Annotated in this window: 7 protein-coding genes; 1 reads left to right on the forward strand and 6 read right to left on the reverse strand. The window is 40.0% G+C overall.

The features are described 5' to 3' along the window. The 6 genes from N8L33_RS02855 to N8L33_RS02880 all read right to left on the reverse strand — a co-directional run. Positions 1-8,027 (reverse strand): DUF1542 domain-containing protein (locus N8L33_RS02855; RefSeq protein WP_261058338.1); only part of this gene is annotated, 8,027 nt, incomplete at its 3' end. A gap of 420 nt (positions 8,028-8,447) precedes the next feature. Further along, a complete protein-coding gene (locus N8L33_RS02860; protein ID WP_261058339.1) occupies positions 8,448-9,395 on the reverse strand; it encodes an Rpn family recombination-promoting nuclease/putative transposase in 948 nt (315 codons plus the stop codon). A 100-nt stretch (positions 9,396-9,495) separates the two neighbouring features. Continuing rightward, positions 9,496-11,184, reverse strand: coding sequence for an alpha-L-fucosidase (locus tag N8L33_RS02865; RefSeq protein ID WP_261058340.1), 1,689 nt, complete (start codon positions 11,182-11,184; stop codon positions 9,496-9,498). Between the two features lies 1 nt (position 11,185). Continuing rightward, a complete protein-coding gene (locus N8L33_RS02870) occupies positions 11,186-14,974 on the reverse strand; it encodes a DUF4982 domain-containing protein (RefSeq protein WP_261058341.1) in 3,789 nt (1,262 codons plus the stop codon). A gap of 236 nt (positions 14,975-15,210) precedes the next feature. Continuing rightward, the gene (locus tag N8L33_RS02875; protein ID WP_261058343.1) at positions 15,211-19,881 is read right to left on the reverse strand and encodes a ZmpA/ZmpB/ZmpC family metallo-endopeptidase; all 4,671 of its coding nucleotides are present in this window, start codon (positions 19,879-19,881) and stop codon (positions 15,211-15,213) included. A 308-nt stretch (positions 19,882-20,189) separates the two neighbouring features. Further along, entirely contained in the window at positions 20,190-21,074 is an 885-nt protein-coding gene (locus tag N8L33_RS02880) for an SPFH domain-containing protein (RefSeq protein ID WP_004235732.1), read from the reverse strand. Between the two features lie 258 nt (positions 21,075-21,332). Here N8L33_RS02880 and N8L33_RS02885 point away from each other — a divergent pair, with 258 nt between their 5' ends. Beyond that, on the forward strand, positions 21,333-22,190 hold the full coding sequence (locus tag N8L33_RS02885) for a 5'-nucleotidase, lipoprotein e(P4) family (protein ID WP_261058346.1): 858 nt from the start codon (positions 21,333-21,335) through the stop codon (positions 22,188-22,190). Positions 22,191-22,583 lie beyond the last annotated feature (393 nt).

The raw sequence follows: 22,583 nt of genomic DNA on the forward strand, positions 1-22,583 counted from the left end.
TCGATCGCTTTCTTCTCAGCATCTGTAAGTTTTTCTGGATTTGCTACTACAGTCTTATCTGCTGGTTTAACGATGTCGTTACCTGCATTTGGTTTAGTTGCAGCTTCTGGATCTTTTGTCAAGTCTGCTGCTGGAATTACAGCTGTCTTACCTTCTGGGGTTGTGACTGTTGCGTTTCCTTTATCATCTACAACTACTGTTGCATCTGGGTTTACAGCTTTAACTTTATCTTCGATCGCTTTCTTCTCAGCATCTGTAAGTTTTTCTGGATTTGCTACTACAGTCTTATCTGCTGGTTTAACGATGTCATTACCTGCATTTGGTTTAGCTGCTTCTTCTGGTGATTTAGTTAAGTCTGTTGCTGGAATTACAGCTGTCTTACCTTCTGGGGTTGTGACTGTTGCATTTCCTTTGTCATCTACAACTACTGTTGCATCTGGATTTACAGCTTTAACTTTATCTTCGATTGCTTTCTTCTCAGCATCTGTAAGTTTTTCTGGATTTGCTACTACAGTCTTATCTGCTGGTTTAACGATGTCGTTTCCTGCGTTTGGTTTAGTTGCAGCTTCTGGATCTTTCGTCAAGTCTGCTGCTGGAATTACGGCTGTCTTACCTGCTGGGGTTGTAACTGTCGCATTTCCTTTATCATCTACAACTACTGTTGCATCTGGATTTACAGCTTTAACTTTATCTTCGATTGCTTTCTTCTCAGCGTCTGTAAGTTTTTCTGGATTTGCTACCACAGTCTTATCTGCTGGTTTAACGATGTCGTTACCTGCATTTGGTTTAGTTGCAGCTTCTGGATCTTTCGTCAAGTCTGCTGCTGGAATTACAGCTGTCTTACCTTCTGGTGTTGTGACTGTCGCATTTCCTTTATCATCTACAACTACTGTTGCATCTGGATTTACAGCTTTAACTTTATCTTCGATCGCTTTCTTCTCAGCGTCTGTAAGTTTTTCTGGATTTGCTACCACAGTCTTATCTGCTGGTTTAACGATGTCGTTACCTGCATTTGGTTTAGTTGCAGCTTCTGGATCTTTCGTCAAGTCTGCTGCTGGAATTACAGCTGTCTTACCTTCTGGTGTTGTGACTGTCGCATTTCCTTTATCATCTACAACTACTGTTGCATCTGGATTTACAGCTTTAACTTTATCTTCGATCGCTTTCTTCTCAGCGTCTGTAAGTTTTTCTGGATTTGCTACTACTGTCTTATCTGCTGGTTTAACGATGTCGTTTCCTGCATTTGGTTTAGTTACATCTACTTCTGATTTGAATAAATCTTCTGATGGGATTGTCGCAGTAGTTCCATCTTTCAGTGTAACTGTCGCATTACCATCTTCATCAAATTTAACAGATTTAGTTTCTGGGTTTAATTCTCTTAATTTTTCTTCTACTTTAGCTTGATCATCCGGATCATTTGCTTCACCGGCTACTTTGTCTGCTGGTTTAACAATTTTACTATTTCCTGCATCTGGGTTAGAAGTATCTTCTTTAGTTCTTACTAATTCTGCTGCTGGAATTGCTGCAGTTTTACCTTCTGGAGTAGAAACAGAAACAGTTCCATCTTCATCGATTGTTACGATAGCATCTGGATTTACCTCTTCAACTTTAGCAACAATCTTAGCTTTCTCTTCGTCAGTTAAGTTCGATGGATCTTTTACGATAACTTTATCAAGTGGTTTGTTAATATCATTTCCACCTTTACCGTTATCTAACTGGTCCTCAGTTTTCACTAATTTTGTCGGATTGATAATTCCTTTATCGCCAGCTTCTGTTGTTACTTCGATGTTTCCATTTTCATCATATTTAACTTCTTTAGCTGTTGGGTTAACTTTCTTAACTTCTTCTAAGATTTTAGCTTTTTCTTCATCTGTTAATGCACTTGGATCTTTTACTAATACTTTATCAATTGGTCTGTTTACTTCTCCAATTGCTTTAATAGCCGCCTTATCAGCTTCTTCTATTGTATTAACATCGTCTACACTACTTACTGCATCAATTGCTGCTTTAGATTTTTCCGCAAGTTTATCTACTTTAGCTTTTAATTTAGCTTTAGCTTCAGGAGTTAGATCGTTACGCGCATCGATTTCTGCTTTCTTAGCTGTTGCTTCTTCATCAATTGCTTTACGAGCATTTGGTTTATCTTCTACAACTGGTACAGATTTTTCAATTTCACCTTCAGCTTTTTCTTGAAGTTGCTTAACTTCTGCATCTGTTCCAGCTTTATCGATTTCTTCCTTAGCTTCTTCTGCTAGAGCTTTAGCTGCATCTGCTGCAACTTTCTTCTCTTCATCAGTAGCATCTGGAGTGTTAGCAATGTCTTCCAATTGTTTTGCTAATTTATCTTCGATTGCTTTCTTGGCTGCTGGTTTAGTTACTGCTTCTGGATTTACAGCTTTAACATCTGCTACACCTTTATCTTTTGCACCATCTACTGCTTTTTGAGCTTCTGCGGCTTTTTCTGGTGTCTCTGCATTAGCTGGTTGAGCATCGATCGCATCTGTTGCTTCTTTCGCTTTAGCTTGAGCTTCTTCCTTAGCTGCTGCTTTTTCTTCGTCAGTTAAGTCTTTACGCTCGTCGATTGCTTCTTCTTTCTTAGCTAACTCTTTTGCAATTTCTTCTTTAGCTTTTTCTTTCGCTACTGGATTTACTTTCGCAACTTCTCCAGTACCAGCATTTTTCGCTGCATCTACTGCTACATCTGTTGTTGCTGCATCGATTGCTTTCTTAGCATCATCTGCTGCTTTCTCTGCTGCTTTCTTAGCTTCATCTTTTTCTGCTGGAGTTAAGTCTTCACGTGCGTTAATTGCGTCTACTTTAGCTTTAAGTGCATCGTCAATGGCTTTCTTAGCTGCTGGTTTCTTAACTGCTTCTGGATTTACAGCTTTAACATCTGCTACACCTTTATCTTTTGCACCATCTACTGCTTTTTTAGCTTCTGCTGCTTTTTCTGGTGTTTCTGCGATAGATGGTTGAGCGTCGATTGCATCTGTTGCTGCTTTAGCTTTTGCTTGCGCATCTTTCTTAGCTGCTGCTTTTTCTTCGTCAGTTAAGTCAGGACGTGCATCGATTGCTGCTTCTTTCTTAGCTAACTCTTTTGCGATTTCTTCTTTAGCTTTTTCTTTCGCTACTGGATTTACAGCTTTAACATCTGCTACACCTTTATCTTTTGCACCATCTACTGCTGTTTGTGCTTCTGCTGCTTTTTCTGGTGTTTCTGCGTTATCTGGCTGTGCGTTAATAGCATCTGTCGCTTTTTTAGCTTTTGCTTGAGCATCTTTCTTAGCTGCATCTTTTTCTTTGTCAGTTAAGTCAGGACGTGCATCGATTTCTCCAACTTTCTTAGCCAATTCATCTGCGATTGCTTGCTTAGCTGCTTCTTTCGCTACTGGGTTTACAGCTTTAACATCTGCTACACCTTTAGCTTTAGCTGCATCTACTGCATCTTGTGCTGTTTTAGCTGCTGTTGGTGTAGTTGCTACATCTGGTTGCTTGTTAATAGCGTCTGTTGCTTCTTTTGCTTTCGCTTGTGCTTCTTCCTTAGCTTTTGCTTTCTCTGCATCTGTTAAGTCTTTACGTGCATCGATTGCTTTTTCTTTTTCTGCTAATTCATCTGCGATTGCTTTTTTAGCCGCTTCTTTAACTACTGGAGTTACATTTGCAACTGCTGTAGTTCCATCTGCTTTAGCTTTATCAACTGCTGCATTTGTAGTTGCTGCATCAACAGCACCTTTAGCTACGTCTGCTTGCGCTTTTGCTACTTCTTTAGCTTTAGTTTTCTCTTCTGGAGTTAAATCTGTGCGAGCATCGATTTCTTGGTTTTTAGCTTCTAACGCTTCATCGATTGCTTTCTTAGCTTCTGGTTTAGCTTTAGCTACTGGATTTACAGCTTTAACATCTGCTACACCTTTATCTTTTGCACCATCTACTGCTGTTTGTGCCGTTTGTGCTGCTTCTGGCGTAGCTGCTGCATCAGGTTGTTCATTAATTTTCGCTAATTGTGCATCAGCTTTATCTTTTGCTTCTTTCTTAGCTGCTGTTTTTTCTTCATCAGTTAAGTCTGTACGCTTATCAATTTCGCTATTTTTATCTTCTAATGCTTTTGCAATTGCTTTCTTAGCTTCCGCTTTGGCTACTGGAGTTACATCTGCAACTGCTGTAGTTCCATCTGCTTTAGCTTTATCAACTGCTGCATTTGTAGTTGCATTATCAACTGCAGCTTTTGCTGCATCTGCTTGCGCTTTTGCTACTTCTTTCGCTTTAGTTTTCTCTTCTGGAGTTAAATCTGGACTAGCATCGATTTCTTTGTTTTTAGCTGTCAATGCATCGTCGATTGCTTTCTTAGCTTCATCTTTTTTAGCTACTACTGGGTTATCTTTTGCGATTGCATCAGTTCCTGCTGTTTGAGCTTTATCAAGAGCATCTTTTGTTGTAACTTCAGGTTTTGCTATTTCAGCAAGAGCATTGTCTTTATCAGCATTTACTTTTGCAATTGCTGCTGCTTTTTCTTCATCAGTAGCATTTGGAGTTTTATTAATAGCCTCAATTTGCTTCTCAGCTGCTTTATTAACCTCATCGATAGCTGGTTGTTTGTCTAAGGTTACAAACTCTGATAATGGTCTTGGATCTTTTGAACCATCTGCGTATGTTACTACAAGATTTCCTTGGTCATCTTTTGTTACTGACTTGATTTTAGCATCTTTATCTGTAACTGGAGCATCTTTTGAGATGTTTGCATCATCATTATTCTTATTGTGCTCAAGTTGTAATTTTTCTTTGATTTTAGCTAATTCTGCTTCTGTAACGTTAGCTGGATCTGTTACAGCTACTTTTTCAGTTGGCGCCTTGATATCGTACTTGTCTGTTTGAGATTTAACGATGAACTGAACATATCCTGGTTTTTGTTGACGTACTGCATCATCAGTTGAAGCATCATAAGTTTGATCTGCTGGGAATGACTTTGCATTATCGTTGTCATTGGCAACAACAAAACTTGTCCATTGGTTTGGAGCTGTAAGTGTTGTAACACCAGTCATCTTGATAGTTGCTGTTCTCTTATCGTCAGATACTGTTCCTTCGCCATTTGTAACTACATCGTTATCAATCTTACCTGTTGTAAATCCATAATTTGCAGTGTTATCAGTTCCAACACCACCTGGTCCACGTAGGTACAAATCTTTAACTTCTGCATCATCTGAAGCTTTGAATGTTAAGTCAGTATTCTCACCAGTGTAAACATAGATTTGACGTTTGTCAGCATTTGAGTATGGAAGTTCAACTGTTGGTGCTGGGTTTGTACGTGCAAAGTCAGTTAATGGTTTTTTATCGATAGAACCATCTTTATAAGTTACTACAACATTGTTTCCATCTTTAGTGATGCTTTCAATACGATCATCTTGATTATCTACCTCTTTACCTTTTTTGTCGGCTAGATTTTTATCTGGGTTTTCAGTAGAGTATTGAATTTTAATATTTTTCTTAATCTCATTAAACTCAGCTTCTGTGACATTATTAGCATCCACTACAGGAACTTTTGTCTCTGGAACTTTAATGTCATATTTTGCTGTTTGAGCTTTTAGTTTAATAGTAAATGAACCTGGGTCAGTTGCATATGACTTAGAAGTTGCATTATTATCGATATATGCACCATCAGTATCTGTAGCTGTTGCATAACGAGTTACAATTGTAAGTTCTTGAGCTGGTTCTTTAGGGAATTTACTCTCAGGAATTCCAGAGTTATCTTTTGAAATGTTACCTTTAATTTTTACAATAGCTGGATTTTCTGCTGTCGCTACTGTTTCAGTAGAAATTTTTTCAACTGTTGTATTGTACTCATTATCTAAAACATCAGGATTAGATTCATCTTTAGCTGGTGAATCCTGATTCCCACCACGTTTAATTGTAGCAGATGCTACTTTTCCTGAATCATCTGTAAATTTAACAGGAATTTCAAAATCTTCGTTCGCATACACGTAAACGTCTTTTTTACCATCTACTGAGTACGGAATTTCTACTGTTGGAGCTGGGTTTGTACGCGCAAAGTCAGTTAATGGTAATGTATCTGTAGATCCATCTTTATACGTTACCACCATATTGTTATCTACTTTTGTAACAGATTTAATCTTGGCTTCTTTATCGTCAACATTTTGACCTTGTTTCGCAACTAAGTTAGCGTCTGCATTCTTTTTAGAATAGTGAAGTTTGATATTGGCATTGTTTTCACCAACTAGTTTCTTAAACTCTGCATCTGTTACGTGATTAGCGTCAACTACTGGTACTTTAGCAGCTTCGTTTTCAGGTTTTGTAACATCATATTTTTGAGTTTGAGGTTTAAGTACAACAACGAAGGAACCTGGATCATCTGCACCTGTTGCTCTCCCTGTAATTTCTCCTCCATCAGCGTCTGTAACTCGTAAGAAACGCCATCCTAAAACTACACCTGGAGGAGTTTCTCCTCTAGTCGCTGCATCTAGTTTGTCTTGTGTAAAATTCCCTTCTGGTGCTGGTGTACCTGAGTAAGTAATAACTGCTGGTGATGCTTCTGTTGCTGGTGTCTCAGCAGTAATAGTATTCGCTGTATATCCATATTGAGTACTAATTTTATTTGTTGCACCTGGAACTTCAGCAAAAGCTCTGTTACCACCTTGGTTTAAAGTAGCACTTACAATTTTCTTACTATCATCTTTGATTTTAATATCAAATGAGTTTTCTTCTGCACCGTAAACATAAATTTCTTTAGCTGCTGCATTAGAGAAAGGAAATTCTGCTGTTGGTGCTGTGTTTACACGTGCAAAATCAGTTACTGGTCGTTCAGCTGTTGTTCCATCGTTATAAGTAATAACAACTTTATCACCTTTTTGAGTAACTGTATCAATCTTACTGTTAAGGTTGTTTCCGTCACCTTCCTGTAATTTAGCTTTGATTTTATCTAATTCTGCTTGTTGAAGTTGTGCTGGATCAGCTACCGCAACTTTATCAAAGTTTGCAGCTTTATTCGCTAAATCTTCTGTGTATTTTACGTTTTGTGAACGAACTTTGAAGAATACTTGATAATCTGGATCAGATGCACCTTCGTTGTCGATTTCATTGTTACTTGCATCTTTAGCACGAACTTTACGTGATACTATTGTTGACCCATTAGGCCATGGTTTCCCATTAGGGTGAAGTTTTTGTAATGTTCCTGTAACAGAAAGTGTTGCTGGTTGGTCAGCTGTTGCTGTTGTTTCACCATCAATATTAGAGTTGTTTAATCCATACCCTATATTAGTATCGGTTCCACCACCCATTTTTTGCATCCAACCTTTAACAATCTTACCACTGTTATCTGTAATCTTGATACGTCCAGTGATATTTGTTTCTTCTGTTGGAGTTATCCAGAATGTTTTAGATGCTGGATCATCATAATCGATTGATACTTTTGGTTTTTCTGTATCAGTTTCCGCACGGAAAGCATTGTTTTTGTCTAATGCTTGGCCATTACGAGCATCATTAGATCCTGTGTTTTCGATTGAGTTAGATTCTGATTTTTTCTCAGTGTTTTCTGCTTTTTTACCTACAGTTTCTTTGCCTTCAGTTGTATCTACTGCTGGAGTTTCTTTTTTCTCTACAGGTTTGTTTTTTAATTTAGAGTTAACTGTAGTGACAAGTTTGCTGTAAGCTGTTTTTAGTTCAGCTTGAGTAGTTGCGTTCGCTAATGTAGTTTTTGCAGATTCTAGTTCAGCTTTTAATACTGCAACACTTTCTTCTGTTTTGTTATCGTAAGAACCGTTAGAAAGTTTTGTTTCAATTTCTGAAATGTAGCTTTCAAGTTGGGTCTTATCCAAAGTTGGAGTTGCTGGCTGAGCAGCAGCTGTATCTCCAGGTTGGATTTGATCCGCTTGAACAGATACAGCTCCATTACCTAAGAACATGAAAAGAGCAGCGACCGCTACACTAGCCGCCCCAAAACTATATTTACGGATCGAGTAACGAGTGACCTTCTCACGGTGCAGACGTTCAACACGACTCATAGATGGTTTGTTTTCCATTATTTTCTTTTCTCCTTTTGTAAGGTTAATTAATTTGATTTCCACATGACACCTGTATGTAGAGATCTACAATTTACATTTTATCTTATTTTCAATATATATGCAAATGATTTGATTTAAAATTTTCCAAAAAAATTTTAAAAAGTTTTTGCAAAATTAGGGAATTCTCAGATAAATTAATCCGGTATGTTTTTTCGTTTTTTATAAATAAATAATTCACATATTTTTATAACAAATTTATTTTTATTTTAATTCCATTCATAAAGATAGCGCATTCATATAGGATTAGTGTAAAAGTAAATAAGTTTGAAGGGTGAAATAAACTATTCTTACACTGCATAAGAAAAAATTATCCGTAAAACACATGAACCAAAAATAAAACATGCTACCTCATTTCGGTAACATGTCATCGTTTTCTACTTACAACAAGGCCTCAAACTCAGCGACGGTCATACCTAATTGCTCACTCGCAAATTCGGAAGTTAAAGCATGTTGGCGAACCATGTCTAAGAAGGCAAAGAGTTTCCCCTCTTCCCTTCCTTCAACTTTCCCGCGCTCTAAACCTTGTTCAATACCTTCTGCACGACCACGTTCAAGACCACGTTCTAAGCCTTTTTCTTCAGCTTGTTCCAAGGCATAGTCATGCGCTAATAAGGCTTGTTCTTCGCGCATACGTAGTTGACTAAACATTTTCCTGTCCTCCTCGGACCAGCTCTTGTAGTCCAGCAGTTGATCTGCCTGGCTGATGGCTCGCTCGGGTTGCTGGGTAAAAGGTTTGTTCCCGAAAAACTCCAACCACGGCTTGCGAACCTCATCTTTGCTGGTTTCTCTGTATTTTTTTAATTCCAAGAATGCCATCTTAACCAGATGGTTTTCTTGTCCATTGTTTGTGATGGTTAAGACCTCACCTGTCGTATCCTCTCGCATACTAAAACTGTGAAAGGCTAAATCATCTTGAAAGTAGTTGCTATCCACGATTGCGATAGCGTATACTGGTGCGATATGTTTATAACTCTGGTGAGTATTGCCTTCTTGTTGGCGAACTTTTTCAAGGTTTTGATTGACCTGACTGCAAAGGTAAGCCCACAGGCGATTGATGAAAAAATTCTGATGATGCACCTGAATCTCAATAATTACTTGTGTCCCATTGTCCAACTCCGCCAAAACATCTATACTGGTATAGAAATCCTGCGCCGAGTAAGGTATGGAAGGTAAGACATGAATATTGCTTCCCTCCAAAATGGTCACATTTTTGGCTGGTAATTCCAGCATATCGCGGATAAATTGACAAGTGATTTCTGGATTGCTAAAGATTTTCTTAGCTACCAAGTCATTGGTTGGGCTGATGCCCGGATGTCTTAAAGTCATCCATTTCCTCCTCTTATTATACCACAGTTTTAAATCTAATTTTACTAGATTCGATGGTTCTATCTATTTATTCGAAAAGGAAATGAATTGTGAAGATATTTTATCTCGTTTCAACTAAAATATGAGCTTGATCAATCAGTTGTCCATCAACAGTCAGATTCAGATAGAAATCCAAGGTCTTATCAGCAGCAAAATACAGGGTTGGTAGATGTAAATCTTTTTTGCATTCCCCAGCTTGGAATTGAAGGACTTGAATTTCGTCCTGATAGGCGACACCATGGACACCTGTCCCCGGTTGAATCGAAATCTTAGCCTCTAAAGGAGTATTACTTTCGCTACGTTCAATCCTAAAATGAAGAGTCTCTCCCTTTGTCACAGCTAGACTTTTTTCTGCAAATGCTAGCCCCTGAACAACTTCTGTTTTTGATAAGCTAGGAGTTTTATAGAGTGAAATCTTGGTCAGTACAGGTAAATCCTGTGCCTCTGTAATCATTACGCGCACCTTCTGTGCCTCTACTAGCGAACCTCGCAAGAGACGCTTATGACCAACTGTGAAGCCCGTACCAAATTCTTGCCAGACGCCGTCCACCTCTACTTGCACATGAAAAGCAGCGATTCGTTGCCCCAGCTTCAAATCTTCTCTTAACTCAAGAACATCGAAAGTTTTAGGCGCCCCTAAGTCTAGTTCTAGTTGGATGGGCAAGTCTGCATCGCTTGCCCATGAACTAGTCTCAAGACCGTCTGTCAAATGGCGACAATCAAAGTCTGCGGAAAGTGCTGGACCAGATACCTTAGCTCCCAGAGTCAAATCTTCTTTATAGAGCTCATTGCGATAGGCCGCAAATTCATAGAGGCGTTCAATATCCTTTGCATCAAAGAGCCCATCTTTATTCGGCGGAATATTGAGTAAGAGAGGTGTGCCTCTCCCCACTGAGTGAAAATAGATTTCGACCAACTCCTCAAGTGACTTAGGATCCTGCTCTTCATGGTAGAACCAGCCCGGCCGAATGGAAACATCTGCCTCACCGATTGAGAAAATCGTGCCTGAAGGATCCCCATGCTGAAGATAGCCCAACTCTGCTTCTGTCCCTAATTTTTCAGGATTCACCTTTTGCCACAGGGGATTACCTGCGTACCCTCGTTCATTGCCAATCCAACGGATACTAGTGCCTTCTGTTGAAAAAATCAAGCAATCGCCCTGAAGCTCACGAATGGTTTCAAACCATTTTTCAAATTCATAATTAACCTTTTGAGCGCCCTCTCCTCTGGCACCATCCATCCAGATCTCAGCAAATTTCCCTCCATTGCCATAGGCAGGATTTGATAAGATTTCCTTCAGCTGAGCCAGATAATAGGCATTATAGTCCGCTTCTCGGTCCACATGATAGAGGGGACTATGGGCATCCCACGGTGATAGGTAGACCCCCATATCCATATCAAACTCTGTGGCAGCTTGGGACACCTCAAGGAGCAAGTCTCCCTCTCCATTCCTCCAAGGACTGGCCTTGACCGAATAATCTGTGTGAGCTGTCGGATAGAGGACAAAGCCGTCGTGGTGCTTGATCACCAAAATCAACTTTTTAAAGCCCGTTTCCTTGAGCACGCGAACCCACTCACGCGCATCTAACCTGGTCGGATTAAAGCGTTCAGGTTCCTCCTGACCTGTCCCCCATTCCTGATCATAAAAGGTATTTGGCCCAAAATGGATAAATGCTGCTAGTTCATCCTCTAAATAAGCTAGCTGGGCCTGACTAGGCAAGGGCCCATGCGGTTTTATTTCTCTTACCATACTACTTCCTATCTACACTTTTCTTTACTTTTTTGGCATATACTTGCAATTCGGTTAAGGCTAGGGGACTAGTCAAACTTTCAAATCGAAGACGAAGGGCGTAAGTCTTCACCTTATCAAATTCAAAACGAAGCTCTTCATCCTTGTCACTTGACACTTTTCGGATGCCTGATACAGGGCGCCAATTCTCCTCTTGTTTGAGTAGAGAATCCTTGTCCAAATGGTTGGGAGTCCGAGGCAAGGCAGGCTCATTCCCTACATAATAATCGATAAAGGTCGGCTCAACGGCCACATATTCTTGATTTTCAACATAATACAAGGTCAGGTTATCCACAAATCGCGGTTTTAAAATCCCTGCATCTCCAAACAGAATACCCACGCTGGCTTGCTCTGACTTGGCAATCCAAGTATTGGCTGTCGATTTCTTCCGAGCAATAACCTTGTCATTGAGATATGAGGCTGGGTGATTCGGCTCTGAATGGGAAGCAAAGACCAGAGGCAGGTTGGATCCTGTCCACTGATCGGAAATAACTTCCCCATCTACACTGACATCTGTCACATGAATGGTGACTGTTGCTGGCAACTCACAGCCCGCTACTTGTCCTGTGAGCACACTTTCTCCTACCTGAGCATAGACTTGAGGTTCGAGTTCATCCCAAGTCACCTTGGCCGTATCTCTTCTGCCATCTGATAAGACTAGCTTGACTCGATCTGGTAAATGTGGGACTTCCTTGACAAGCGTCCAAACCTTTTCAGGCTCAATAGCGCAAATCCCTTGGACACAAACCTGAGCAGAAGCCTTTATATCCAGCCCCTCAAGATGACCAGATACCGTAAATTTATGAAAGCTTGCTATATCTTCTTCGGAGATTGCCTCCCAAACAACCTTGACTCGTTTTGCACCACCGAACTCATAGTCCACCAAAACTGAAGATGGCAGCTGTGGATAAGTTCCCTTAGCTGTATACAAGCGAAGTGATCGTACAGAAACTGCCTGCCCTAGTGAGGTATTTTCTGCCACCTGAAAATGAGTTTGATAGGCCTTCCCTTGATAAAAGGCGCGAATAGCCAAGTCCCCTGCAGACAAGCAATAAAGCACTCCCTGCTTGATAATGGCGTGGGCACTACCACTCGTCTCCCAAATCACTTCACTATTCCCCACCTTGTTCACAGGGTTATCCACAGTTTGTGGATAAAATCCAATAGCTGGGGAATCTCCTTCTTGTAATCCGGCCTGCTTGTCCACTCGAATCTCAAATAAGCGCTTATTTCTCACTGGTTGGGTAGCCAAAGCCTCTCCCACTAAGATATCAAAACTTGCTGGCTCTAGCCCTCTGGCACTGGCTTTTACTCTTACGTGACCTGCCTGATCTAAACTCTGAATCAAAAGGACACCTCTGCCATGAAAGGCTTGCCGCTTAAACCGACCATTTTTCTGAGCCTGGTAACGTTCACGACTAGCCTGCCTACCATTATCCACACCTACAATACGAGCAGGGCCTTCAATTTTAAAATGAAGCTGATTGGAAGCACTCGGTACCCAATTTCCATCCTTGTCCAATACATCAAAATAGAGATAAAGGAGGTCTTGCCCATCTGGCTCCAGTTTTGTTTTCTCGGCATGTAACCCGATTTTGGCTGGCTTACCTGCAGTCACCACCCTATCTTCTGCCACAATCTGACCTTGATAATCATAGGCTACAGCATGCAATTCTCCTGGTTGATAAGCCAAACGCCATTCGAGATAAAGTTGTTCAGAACTTGCTCCCTCTTGGTATTTTCTACCATCTGAAGTCCATTTTTCCTGAAAATTCTTTCTGCCTTGGGATTTTCCATTGAGAAATAGCTCTACTGAACCAGCATTTGAATACACTCGAACAGGGATATCCCCACACTTATCCACAACTTGTTGATAACTCTTGTGGATTTCCCAATTCCAGTGGGGTAAGATATGAACCATGGGATGCTGATCTAGGTCCAACCACTGACTTTGATAGAGATAATAGTCATTTTTAGGAATCCCTGCCGTATCCACGATCCCAAAATAGGAACTCTTTACAGGCGTATCATTTTGATTGTGCCAAGGAGTCGGCTCACCGATATAGTCCACTCCTGTCCAGATAAACTGACCTGCATAGTCCAGCCGATTCCTATCTGCTATCCAAGAAGTTGTCGCTGTCTTCCCCCAAGGAACCCGATCATTGCCATAGTCCGACTGTTCAAAATTCCGCACTCGACGATTATCCCCAACCCATTCCTTATCTGGGCGAAAATAGCTGTCACGCGTCCGTGTAGCCGATGAGGTTTCAGACCCATAAAGACGCCACTTGGGATGTCTTTTGCGAATCCCGTCAATATTGTCTTCTGAGTAATTCAAACCCACCACATCCAGCAAATCAGCAATCTTTTCATGACCTCCAGAACCATTGCCAAAGCGGAATTGATCCATTCCCATAGTCACAAAACGACTATCATCCACCTCCTTTACCCTTCCTAGCAAGCGTTTGATAGTCTTCAATGAATGAGCATCGCCATTTGCTTCGCTGACTTCATTTCCCAAGGACCACATAAAAATCGCTGGATTGTTGTTGCCACGCTCAATCATAGTGCGCAAATCGTAATCTGACCAGAAATCGCCTGCTTTCGCTTCTGGGTGAGTCGCTTCTTCCTCAAAAAAGCGACCATAATCATATTCTTTCTTGCCTCCATACCAGGTATCAAAGGCTTCTTCTTGGATAAGTAAGCCCATTTTGGCAGCCACATCCAGCAAGATACTACTGGCTGGATTATGCGTGATTCGAATCGCATTGACCCCCATTTCTTTCATCTGGCGCAAGCGTCTCTCAGCAGCTGACCTGTTTTCCACAGCTCCCAGCGCTCCATAGTCATGGTGCAGACAAACTCCATAAATCTTCAAACAGCGACCATTGAGAAAGAAGCCCTTATCCGCTTGCCAATCCATATAGCGGTAACCAAAGGTCTCCTCTTCTTCATCAACCAAAATGCCATTTTTATAAAGGCGAGTCTTCAATTGGTAAAGGTAGGGATGGTCAATATACCAAAGCAAGGGTTGAAAAATTGATATGGCTTGTTGGAAAGAATATTTGTCCTCAGACTCAATCATTACAGAATCAGTCGCCTGCCAGTCTGACAGCTGTTGGCCATCATACCAGATACTCTGCTCCAAATACACCGACACGGACTGAGGCCCATCATTTGAAACCTTGCTTGTAAGCTGGGTTTCCACCCAAGATTGCCTTTGTTCCTTTAGCTTGGGACTTTCTATCTTAATTCCATATAAATCCAGATGCACCGAATCTGTAATCAATAATTTTACTTCTCGGTAAATACCGCTACCAGAGTACCAACGACTGCTAGGTTGCTTATTTTCCACAAAAACCGCAAGCTGGTTGGCCGTCCCATCATTTCTTAGATAAGGCGTGATATCATAAGAAAAAGGTGTGTAGCCATTGGGATAATAGCCCAGTACTTGCCCGTTAATATAGACTTGGGCATTCATGTAAACTCCATCAAACAACAAACGCACCGATACAAGACTGGCATCTTCTTCCAAGTAAAACTGCGTACGGTACCAGGCTTGACCCCCGTTTAACTGCCCACCCTCATTTTGCGCTGGCGAATACTGGTCAAAATCATTGTAAATACTCCAGTCGTGTGGCACTTGAATAGCCTGCCAATTTCCCCTCTGAAAATCCGACGCCAAGGCCTCTTCCTTCCCCACCTCTTGGCTAAAAAACCAGTGATTTCGTAAAACTTCTTCTCTTCTCATACAAGCATTCCTCTTTAAACGAATCGATATACTTGACTATAGCACAAAACAAAAGCGCTTTCAAGACTTCCTCCATCACTCCCTAAATACTCAGAAAAGATTCTATAATTTGTGGAAAAGTCTGAAAATCACTCCATGTTCATACAAACTATCATTTGCAATAAACAATACAAACCTCAAAAAAGACCAAAAAACACCCCTCTGAATGTTCATTCCAGAGAGATGTTCCTTTTGTCTTAGCTATTGTAAATCGATTGTCTAAAGTCATCTGAATCTTTGAGATAAGCTTTATAAATCGCTTTTTTCAGTTTTTGCACTGGTGTTTCTATAAACTCAAACTTTTTAGCCGTGGTATTTCCTGCTTTTATCTGGGCTAGTTCAGCTAAAACAGCTTCGTTCATTAGTGATTGTAGTTTTTCTTTACTTGCAATTACTTCTGATTTTCCGTTGTAATTTATCGTAATAGATTTCAGGCTATCTAATTTTGCAACACGTTCATTAATTTGATCTTTTTTGAACTCCGCATATGTTTTTCCTAGAATTTTTTCAAAAATATACTTATCAGATAATGGTTTTCCTGCCGCTTCAGCTTGGTTTTTATATTGATTTGACGCATAAGGTACAAATCCTTCATAATAGCCCAAAGCTCCCATAAGTTCAAAGGCTTGTTTTCTAAAGGTGATGTCCCCACTCATACCAGAGTCATTTTGACTAACACCATAAATAGTATCAAACATATCAACGGTGTAATAACCATTTGCTGCAATTTTACCTTTATCTGAAAAACCAGCAATGATATAACGATTGACCAGGATATGATTGTCAATCAAACTATCAATATCTGTCAATTTTTTGGCATCTTCTAAGGTCAGAGCTTGAATCTCCTCACTCTTATGAGTCGGTTTAACTGCTGTATTACGGTAATCTACCCAAGTTCTAGGACCTGTTGAAGGAATCGGCATTATTTTTTTGAAATAACTCATCTTGTCTTCTGCAGATAAGCCTTTACTTACCTCTGCTTCTAGATAATCTAGAGTATAAAGGACATCAAAACTTCCCTTCATATAAGATTTCAAATCTTCTGCTGTTTTAAATCGATCAGGTGTTTTGTTGTAAAATCCATTCTTATCACTCTCATCATATACAAAGTTGAGATTGAAATAAGTATCCTTTTCTGGATTATAGGAGTTTTCAAAAATACCACGCGCATAAAACTCTGCTCCTGTACCATCTCGACGACCGTGATTATTAAACAAGACCGTTCTATCTAGTAAGTGCGTCATTTCATGAGAATAAGTCGCTGAACCTCTATCATCCAGAACTCTATCTATAAAGTAACGGACACCTAATCCATTTGCCTCAGCTCCCACCTTACTTACTGGAGAATAGTAATTCATAGGAGTCATAAATTGGTCGACTCCCTTATCAGCTCCATTACCAGTAGCTGGTGACCAAGTGCTATCAATCTGGGCATTCGGATTACTTGTATATTTCTTCATCGTATCAATAATCAAGCGATTTGTCAGTAACTTATCACGATTTTCTGGTTTTGTTATACGATAAAGAGTATCAACATAGTTGGCTTGTTGTACAGCCGCCTTTTCAATTAAAGACTTGACTCTAGCAAGCTCAGCCTGATACTTAGTTGGATTAGACTGAGTAAGAGAAGTATCTATATAGGAACCAATATTACCATAAGTAATTGTCGCCATATTACTAATCACGTAAACATTTGGTTCTTTCACATTCAAAAGTCCCAAAATAGCAGCCATATTAGCCTCTTGTTTACGAGGATCCTTTTCCCCAGCTGTCAACTTGCTATACAACCCGACATGCGCTGAAGGATTTTCCTTAGATGGTTTTTCAACAATCATAGCTTGGCTAGATTTTTTAAGCCAGGTATCCGCATCATCTGACGTAAAGAGTTGGCGATTGCTGTCTAAAAATTCCTTCAAACTAGCCTTACCTGTAATAGTAGATAAATACTTTGTAAATGTTTGAGGACTATTGGTCAATTTCATCTCTTCATAAGACATGGATCCTAATTTTTTCAAACTATCCAAGGCGGTCATTGTCTTATTGCCAAATGAGCTTGGATTAAAGGCCAGAATATCACGAATATTCGTGTCCCCAAATTGAATATTATAAAAACGATTGATATAAGACAGTCCCAACAAAATCTGCTCTTTGTATTGCTCAAGCTCTTGTTTGACCTTGCTGCGATTTTCAGGGGTATCTCCTATAATTCCCAATGTATGCGAGGCTATCTTTTTGAAACTTGACTCAGCTTGCGTCTTCGTCTGATCAAAGCTTTCTTGAATTGATAGTTTTTGAAGATACTCTGTGCGCAACATATCTTTGACTTCTTGGTCAGTGATATTTGGGTGTGTTTTTCTGAGCGCAATTCTCTTTGTTATAATATCTCGAGGATCATAGACAGGCTCCAACTGTTCTTTTAGTTTACTGTCATTTAAGAAATCTACTGATCTCACGCTTGTAGTAAGAGCAGACACATCTACAGCATCTTCTCTCTCACTATTAGCTGGAAGTAAGTGTGGTTTATCCTCCTGACTACCAACTAAAACAACTCTCGGTTTCATTGGTTTTGTTATTTGACTCTCTTCTTGAGGATTAACCAATTCACCAGTTTGTTCATTGATAGCGTATGTTCTGGTAAGTGTATTCTCACCAACTTCTCCTTCAGATGCTACCTTTTCTATATTTTTAGCAAGTGAAGAATCCTCTCTTCGCTCCTCAGTAACAGCAATCGGTTGTATTATTTTTTCCACATTACCAACTTGAATCACTTTATCAACTGCTGGATTTACTTGTCTAGTAGTGTCAGATACCGTCACCTGACCTGTTGCCTTATCTAATTGATAACTCGTCCTAGTTTCCACCGAACCATCATGCCCTGCAACCGCTACTTCCTGTCGTCTGAACTCCAAAGCAGGATTCACTTGGTAAATCGTTTTATGAGATAGGACAGTAGTTTCAACACTCGGTTTAGTTCCAACTTCTACAACTTGATCAACTTTGTTAGCTACTATTTTGACAGTTTTATTCTCAGAAATATTTCCACTTGCTTGATCTTTAGTATAGGTAGTAGTAACTTGTTCTTGTCCCTCAACACCCGGAATTTTTACTCTTGTAACGCCGTGGTCTAGTTCCTCATTCTTTTCATAAACGGTTTCATAAGGAACAGCTTTGGTCTCCACTTTAGTCTGAGGAAGTTGAGTGTCTTCTTTATACTCTGGGAGAGCCTCCTGTATCTCAGGCTCACCGGAAACACCACCTTCATAAGAAGGAAGGGACGGTTCCACCAAGGATTCACCAGAAACACCGCCTTCATAAGACGGAAGAGATGGCTCTACCGAAGGATCGCCGGAAACACTACCATCATAAGAAGGAAGGGACGGTTCCACCAAGGACTCACCGGAAACACCGCTTTCATAAGAGGGAAGAGACGGCTCTACTGAAGACTCACCGGAAACACCACCTTCATAAGAGGGAAGGGACGGTTCCACCAAGGATGCACCGGAAACACCGCCCTCATAAGATGGAAGAGGTGGTTCTACCGAAGAATCGCCGGAAACACCACCTTCATAAGATGGAAGGGACGGCTCCACCAAGGATTCACCGGAAACACCGCCCTCATAAGATGGAAGAGACGGCTCTACCGAAGGCTCACCGGAAACACCGTCTTCATAAGATGGAAGCGCTGGTTCTACCAAGGACTCACCGGAAATACCGCCTTCATAAGATGGAAGGGACGGCTCCACCAAGGATTCACCGGAAACACCGCCCTCATAAGACGGAAGAGGTGGTTGGACTTCCGGGGCTAGGCTTATACCATTTTCTTGAAGTTCCTTCTCTTTTGCCCCGACCAAAATCACCTGAGCAACTGGTTCACGAAGCACTTCTCTCCCTACTTCATTTCGCGTAACAATACCATCGACAACCCTTACTTCTGTTAAGATTCGTTCTTGTCCCTTGGCACCTTCTATAGAAATTCTTTTTTCTCCCTTAGCCATAGTTGGGTCAGACTGAAATTGAGTTTCAAATTCTATCTCCCCTATCCTCACTTCCAGTTCTGGCTTGTCTTCAATAACAGTTTTCATTCCTTCATCTGGTACTTTTTTAGACTCAATACTCATACTTTTTTCAGAAGTTGGATTTAAAACAGACTCAACTGCGTAAGATGGTTGAGGAGATTGCACAAGATCTTTAGTCGAGCTAAAATGAGATGCAGTCTGTGGTACAATCTTCTTAGATTGAGGTTCTAAACTTTCCTCCTTTTGAGATAATGCTGGCGACTCTACCTTATCAACAGAAAGTTCCTTGCTAACACTATCTCTTACCAAATAATATCCCGTAAATTCATATCCTTGGACTGTTTCAGGACTTGGTAAAAACTGACCTTCTACTCTCTTAACAAGGGCTGGTTGCAATTCTACCAGATTTTCTAAAGCAGAGATGGATGCTACCCAACCACCAACAGCAAAGACGCTCACAAGGAAGTAAGACGCTCCCCTTTTTCTCTTGATTAAAGTGAAGGAAAGCAATAATAATCCTGCTCCCAAGATAAACATCCCATCATTAGAAAACAGACCTGTTTCTGGTAATCTTGTAGCCAATTTTCGATAGACAAAATAGTATTCTTTTCCCTCTTTTACCTCAATCTTATTTTCTTCAAACCATTGCAACTCAGATTTCAGCTTTTCAGGTAAATCCTGCTCATCCAAATAATGACTTGAAATTAATGTTGAAGTCGTTTCTGTAGCCTGTACGGGTTGAGCCCCCATACCAGCAAAAAATAAACTCGTTCCTAGCAAGACCGAACAAGCTCCTATTGTATATTTTCTCAAAGAAAAACGCTGCTTTCTCTCAAATTGAAATTCTTTCATCCCATATCCTATCATTCATTATTACTGTATATTTAGTATATCAGAAATAGTTTGTATTCACAAATCTTTCTAGTTATTCTCTTATCACTCCAAATTAAGGGGGACAACATACAATAATTTTTATTTAATACTCTTCAAAAATCAAATTCAAACCACGTCAGCTTCGCCTTACCGTACTCAAGTACAGCCTGCGGCTAGCTTCCTAGTTTGCTCTTTGATTTTCATTGAGTATAAATGTATATCAATGTTCTTTGCTTTTCTTAACAAATGCAATGCAAAAAGAGCCTGTTGCCAAGCTCTTTAGTCTATTATTTCTTCTCAGCACGGAGGGCTGACAAGATTTGTGTACGGATATCATCAACACCATTTGGCGTATTTGGTAAAAAGATAGTCTGGTTTCCTTTAGAGGCAAAGGTATTCAAGGTATCCAAATACTGGTTGGTCAAAAGAATGGACATGATTTGCTCTTCTGTCATGCCAACATTGGCTTCCTTGAGTTCGGTGATAGACTCTGCCAATCCATCCACAATCGCCTTACGTTGTTGGGCAATCCCCACACCATGGAGGCGGTCTTTTTCTGCTTCGGCTTCAGCTGCAGTGACAATTTTAATCTTGTCAGCTTCCGCCAATTCTTGCGCTGCGACCCGCTTACGTTGCGCCGCATTGATTTCATTCATGGATTGCTTAACTTCTGCATCTGGTTCGACCTTAGTAATCAAGGTTTTCACGATAATATAACCGTAAGTAGTCATTTCTTCTGCTACTTGGTGTTGAACTTCAAGTGCAATCTCATCTTTTTTCTCAAACAATTCATCCAAGGTTAATTTTGGAACAGAAGAGCGAAGGGCATCTTCGATATAAGATTTAATCTGAGATTCTGGACGCATGAGTTTATAGTAGGCATCTGTCACGCTCTGCTCGTTGACACGGTACTGAGTCGCCACATTCATCATAACAAACACATTGTCCTTGGTCTTAGTCTCAACCACAATATCACTTTGCAGCAAGCGCAACTGAATCCGAGCTGCAATCGAGTCAATCCCAAAAGGCAATCGAATATGAATACCGCTATTGGCAACCTTTTGGTATTTCCCAAAGCGTTCAATAATCGCCACCGACTGCTGACGAACCACATAAACTGTACTCAGTGTGACTATCACCAATAGGAGCACACAAACCACCACAAAAATCATCAAAAATGTTGCCATTATCGTGACCTCCATTATTATTTTTTCCTGTATTATAGCACATTTAAAGAAGGCTGTGCTATTTTTACTGCGATTTTTCCTAAAATGTCAATAATTAGAGGTGAAACTACATTTCAAGTTAGTAATCGCTTTTTTCATTACATTAACTTCTATAGAATCTACATCAATGGTCAGGGAATAACTTGCCTTAACTTTTCTCTCGTGCTATACTATTTATTGAAATGAATAAATAGGAGATATTTCATGAAAACAGCAAAAACTACTGTTACAATCCTTTCTGCACTTGCTTCTGTCTTCTTATTGGCTAGTTGTGCAACAAAGTCCACAGAAACACAGGCAAACAATAATAGCTCATCTGATAATCAGATTACATTGACATATGACCAACTACGGTCAAGAGAAAACACTATGTCAACCCTTTGGTACCAAAAATCAGCTGAAACTAAAGCTTTATACATACAGGGTTATAACGTTGCAACAAATCACCTAAAGGAATTGCTCAAAACAGAATCAGACAAACCTTACTCTATCGTTTTAGACTTGGATGAAACTGTCCTAGATAATAGCCCTTATCAAGTACAAAATGTCAAAGATGGTACAGCATTCACACCCGAAAATTGGGATGTTTGGGTTCAAAAAGCTGCAGCAAAAGCTGTCCCAGGCGCCAAGGATTTTCTTCAGTTTGCTGATCAAAACGGTGTCCAAATCTACTACATTTCTGACCGCTCAGCTAATCAAGTAGATGCTACCATTAAAAATCTTGAAAGTGAAGGAATTCCTGTTCAAGGACGTGATCATCTCATGTTCTTAGAAAGTGGTGTAAAATCCAAAGAGGGGCGTCGCCAAAAAGTTCAAGAAAAAACAAATCTTATCTTATTGTTTGGTGATAACCTTGTAGACTTTGCAGATTTTTCTAAGACTTCTGAGTCTGACCGTGATAAACAACTTGAAGAATTGCAAAAAGAATTCGGTGAAAAATTCATCATCTTCCCAAATCCAATGTACGGATCATGGGAATCAGCTGTATACGGTGGTAATAAACTAGATGCTAAAGGTCAAGTAGAAGAACGCCAAAAAGCCTTGCAAGGTTTTGATAAATAAAACAAATAAGCTGATTCTACATAAAATTAGGCTAACTTACAATCTTCAAAAAGTGGATAGGAAGGAATTCTGATAATCAGAACACTTTCCTATCCACTTTTATAATTGATATAACATCAAGCTTTTATACATCTGATACATTTTCTGATTTTAAATATAGTAGATTGAAATATGGTAAGAAATAGACCGAATGACTAGCCTATCAACACCCGTTAAATCGCTAAGATACGTCAAAAAAGCCCTTAACTACGGCCATAGTTAGGGGCTTTGGTGTTCTAATGAACCTTATCAATTAACTACATTCTAGCATATAAACCCCGATATTTCAAGAGTTTTATTTATTGTTTAAAGTTCTGAAAGGTCTATAATGAAGTTTGCCATCTAGTATCAAAA

This window comes from Streptococcus mitis (genome assembly GCF_946188695.1).
Classification (GTDB): domain Bacteria; phylum Bacillota; class Bacilli; order Lactobacillales; family Streptococcaceae; genus Streptococcus; species Streptococcus mitis_DF.

What these genes read in the sequence shown, in the direction of transcription:
- N8L33_RS02865 (WP_261058340.1), bottom strand. Translation starts at nt 11,184, where the DNA reads ATGGTAAGAGAAATAAAACCGCATGGGCCCTTGCCTAGTCAGGCCCAG.
- N8L33_RS02870 (WP_261058341.1), bottom strand. Translation starts at nt 14,974, where the DNA reads ATGAGAAGAGAAGAAGTTTTACGAAATCACTGGTTTTTTAGCCAAGAG.
- N8L33_RS02880 (WP_004235732.1), bottom strand. Translation starts at nt 21,074, where the DNA reads ATGATTTTTGTGGTGGTTTGTGTGCTCCTATTGGTGATAGTCACACTG.
- N8L33_RS02860 (WP_261058339.1), bottom strand. Translation starts at nt 9,395, where the DNA reads ATGACTTTAAGACATCCGGGCATCAGCCCAACCAATGACTTGGTAGCT.
- N8L33_RS02875 (WP_261058343.1), bottom strand. Translation starts at nt 19,881, where the DNA reads ATGAAAGAATTTCAATTTGAGAGAAAGCAGCGTTTTTCTTTGAGAAAA.
- N8L33_RS02885 (WP_261058346.1), top strand. Translation starts at nt 21,333, where the DNA reads ATGAAAACAGCAAAAACTACTGTTACAATCCTTTCTGCACTTGCTTCT.